A 3,818-nucleotide genomic window follows, 5' to 3' on the forward strand; every position below is an offset into this window, starting at 1 on the left:
CGAGATGTAGTAGAGATTTGAGCTTAAGTTGACACATATCAGCTCTTGCTTTACCCCTACAAATCTAGGGTTTTCGTGATTTCGCAAAAGTCCATGTCCCAACCGTTTTGAGTATATTAATTAATTACTAATGACTAATTCTAAATGTAGTAATTGATAAGTGCGCCCAATCCTAAACCCAGCAGTGAGCAAAAAGATATATAGCCAAAAGCTAGTGCTGGTTTTAAACCAACTGATTGAAAGTCTATTTTAGCTAAAATAGTGGCGCAGATAATAAGTAAAGTATCAAGAAATACCCGAAACCAGGCAATCATTAGAAAAAATAGGAAAGCTGCTAAGATAGCCACCAAAAAAGTCCTAGCGTTTGACTTGAAGAAAATATGAGAATAATCATCGAGTTTTAACCAAGGGTTGGTGACAGAAATTAGTGACAGCAGGATGGTTAGCACAGTTATCAGCCGTACATACCAAGGGGCTTTTTCTTCAAATATCACCCAGCCTAATGTACTGTAACTCAGCAATACAAGTGTTAGAGAAAACCAAGGAATTTTTTTCAACATTGACATATAGCAAAAGTCAGGAGGTAGGGGCGCAGGGCCTGCACCCAGTTAGAAGTCAGGAGGACGGAAAAAGGAAATTTCTCCCCTAGTTCTTATAAACTTGGCGGGTGCTATAACTTTACCCTTTTGTACCCCACTCAGTTACAAATCGTTATATACTGGTATTTTGAATATCAGTTGCATTCATTATTTCACAGATTTACTGAACCTATAAGGTTTCTAAAGGTTGAACTTCACTCCTGATTCCCATGTCGAGAGAATAAATATCAACATTTAGTTAAATCGTTCATAAATATTTGTAAACTGTTAACAGTTGAGTAGCCATCTGGCATATCATTAAGGATTGATCATGAGACAACTTGTTATCGTCGAGCGCGTATGCCTAATTGGTCATATCGTTTCTATGGTATTTGGACTGGTGGGAATACTGATTGTTATTCCCAATGCTGAACAAATTATCAGCTTATCAGAGTTTGGACAAAGCGTCATGCAGTGGAGCATGGCGGGCGGCGGTGTGGTATATATGATTTTGGGGGCGGTGGGAGTGTTCCTCTATGCTTACCGGACTTTAGGTTTGGGACGCGCTTTAGGATTTTTAATCCCATCTGTATTAATTTCTTTGGCTAGTGAATTATTAGGAACTAGCACTGGCTTTCCTTTTGGTCACTACAGCTATCTGAGTGGTTTGGGGTATAAAATTTCTGGTTTGGTACCTTTCACGATTCCCCTTTCATGGTTTTATGTAGGATGTGTTTCTTATGTGTTGGCACGGGCGGGTTTAGACGTAGATAAAAAACCCACTTTGTTCCGTCACGTTGGAGCAATTGTTTTGGGGGCTTTACTGCTCACTTCTTGGGATTTTGTGCTTGACCCAGCTATGAGTCAAACTTCTCTTCCCTTCTGGTATTGGCAACAACCTGGAGCTTTCTTTGGAATGCCTTACCAGAACTTTGCAGGTTGGATGGGTACTGGGTCGTTATTTATGACTGTAGCGGCTTTGTTATGGAGCAAAAACCCGATTAAATTGGACAATTACCAATTGAATATCCCTTTATTAGTTTATTTGGGTAATTTCGGTTTTGCGACAGTGATGAGTTTGGCGGCTGGGTTTCCTATCCCGGTATTGCTAGGTGTGGCGCTAGGTGTAGCTCCTGCTGTACTACTGTGGTTTAAGGGTTCTAATGCACCTGCAACGGTGAATATTGAAGCATCTGCTAAGGAAGTTGCTGTTGCTAATGTGAAAGTTGCTTTCAAATAAGAATAGGGAAGAGGGAATAAGAAAAGCAATTTTTGTAATTTCCTCTTCCCCAATTGCGTCAGGAGTCAGGAGTTAGAAGGAAGAAGAAAGAATTATCTAAAGTGCCTGATTTTTTATTGTTTATTTTTGCCATTCTTTCTAATCCCAAAATAATGTAGTGTTTCAGAGTCAAAGGTAGGAATAAGCATCTTTGCTGTGGAGTTTTTTAAAATCAGTTAGTTTCCCGCCGATTCTTTTTCCATCTACCCTTATCTCTAGTCTGGTCGCAGATTGCACGGGTTGTGATTGCTTCCCTTCCCTCGCAATGACTGTAAATATTTTTGTCCAATTACTTATATAGGGTTTGCTGAAAAAGTTGTCTGTGAGGGCGGGGAAACCCCGCCCCTACTTTACGATTTGCTGACTGGATTTCACAAAGAGTGCGTACCCCTCTATATTAATTTTGATCACGAGGGGCATTGAAAGCTTCCCAAGCCGCTTTAGCAGCATTTTGGAATCTCTCACCTAAATCTGTGATATCTTTATGCAGTAAGTTCCAATTATGGTCTAATTCTTCTTGAATTCTTGCCCAAGAATATTCTAAACGGTCACGTTCAATGAGTTTATCTCTTTCAATAGCTTCCCGCACCTGACGCACAGCATTCAAATAGGTTTCACGGGTAATAGTACCAGCAGATTCAGCTTCAGCTTGGGCGCGTTTTTTAATTGCTTCCAATAGTGCTGTAGTTTCCTGCTTAACTTCGTCTGTTTCACCATTTTGGCTAGTTTGCAGACTAATTTCGACGATTTCTATAGATTCAATATTGTTAGTAGTCATGGTTGCCACATCCTGTTGGTCAAGTTTACTTGTGGATGAAAATTGCACCTGTAATCATCATAATTTGGTCATCAGTTAATTGGGGATTTATCAATATACTTATGACCAAAGATAGATTATTAACGACTAATAAGTTGCGATTCTAATTGCAGTAAAGCTTCCACTCTTGCTTCAGTTGCTGGGTGACTAGAGAAAAGATTTCCCAAAAACTGACCGGAAATGGGATGAATAATTAATAATGGTTCAAAGGCTGGGTTGGCATTCAAAGGCATTTGTCTAGCTGTGGATTCCAACCGTTGTAACGCTCTAGCTAATGCGCGAGGATTACCTGTTAATTTTGCTGCTCCAGCATCAGCCGAAAATTCTCTTGTGCGGGAAATTGCCAACTGAATCACAGTAGCAGCAATGGGCGCAAATATGACTGTAGCTAACACACCTAAAGGATTGCCACCTCTTTCATTATCCCTTGAACCGCCACCAAACCACATACTATAACTGAGCATCTGCGCCAGGAAAGAAATAGCACCAGCGACAGTGGCGGCGATCGCTTGAGTTAAGGTATCACGATTAATAATATGGGTAAGTTCGTGGGCAATTACGCCTTCTAATTCATCCTGTGGGAGGATGTCTAAAATCCCGGCGGTGACAGCCACAGCCGCGTGTTCAGGATCTCGTCCTGTCGCAAAAGCATTGGCAGTGGGACTAGGAACAATGTACACTCCCGGCATGGGAATATTGGCACGGGTAGATAATTTTTGGACGATACGATACAGTGCTGGTGCTTCTGCTGCGGTGACAGGTTGGGCGTTATATACTGCTAAAGCAATCTTATCTGATTGATACCAAGAGAAGAGGTTAGTCGCTGCTGCTAACCCAACTCCGATGACTAAGCCCCCCGTACCACCAATTACCCAGTAACTAATTGCTATTAATAAGCCACTTAGGGTAGCTAGTAAAATAGCAGTTTTCAGTTGATTTCCCATCTTGATAACTCTCCTACTTATGCTGTATTAATTTTTGTAATTTTATCTGGACAACAGCATCTTTTTACCCACCCCTTGATTGTATCGAGTTCAAATTTGGGGTACAGTGATGGAAACCTCTCACTAGAGTACGGTTTTCCGTTTTATAGCAAATGACCCCACCCCCAACCCCCTCCCCGCAAGCGAGGAGGGGGCTATGA

The 3,818-nt window shown here is 41.3% G+C and carries 4 protein-coding genes; 1 reads left to right on the forward strand and 3 read right to left on the reverse strand.

Translation table 11 applies throughout. The features are described 5' to 3' along the window. Positions 1-140: 140 nt before the first annotated feature. Positions 141-566 carry a hypothetical protein gene (locus tag IQ228_RS22965; RefSeq protein ID WP_027403156.1) on the reverse strand — a complete coding sequence of 142 codons (426 nt, stop codon included), beginning with the start codon at positions 564-566 and terminating at the stop codon, positions 141-143. Between the two features lie 343 nt (positions 567-909). Here IQ228_RS22965 and cruF point away from each other — a divergent pair, with 343 nt between their 5' ends. After that, complete coding sequence (gene cruF / locus IQ228_RS22970; RefSeq protein WP_027403155.1) at positions 910-1,818, forward strand: gamma-carotene 1'-hydroxylase CruF; 909 nt, start codon at positions 910-912, stop codon at positions 1,816-1,818. A gap of 436 nt (positions 1,819-2,254) precedes the next feature. On the opposite strand, the gene IQ228_RS22975 is transcribed toward cruF, so the two are convergent. Both IQ228_RS22975 and IQ228_RS22980 read right to left on the reverse strand, forming a co-directional pair. Next, positions 2,255-2,635: a hypothetical protein gene (locus tag IQ228_RS22975; RefSeq protein WP_027403154.1), complete on the reverse strand. Its 381-nt coding sequence runs from the start codon at positions 2,633-2,635 to the stop codon at positions 2,255-2,257. Between the two features lie 119 nt (positions 2,636-2,754). Beyond that, a complete protein-coding gene (locus IQ228_RS22980) occupies positions 2,755-3,618 on the reverse strand; it encodes a zinc metalloprotease HtpX (RefSeq protein WP_027403153.1) in 864 nt (287 codons plus the stop codon). Positions 3,619-3,818 lie beyond the last annotated feature (200 nt).

The sequence above is a fragment of the Dolichospermum sp. LEGE 00246 genome, assembly GCF_015207865.1.
GTDB classification, from domain to species: Bacteria; Cyanobacteriota; Cyanobacteriia; order Cyanobacteriales; family Nostocaceae; genus Dolichospermum; species Dolichospermum heterosporum.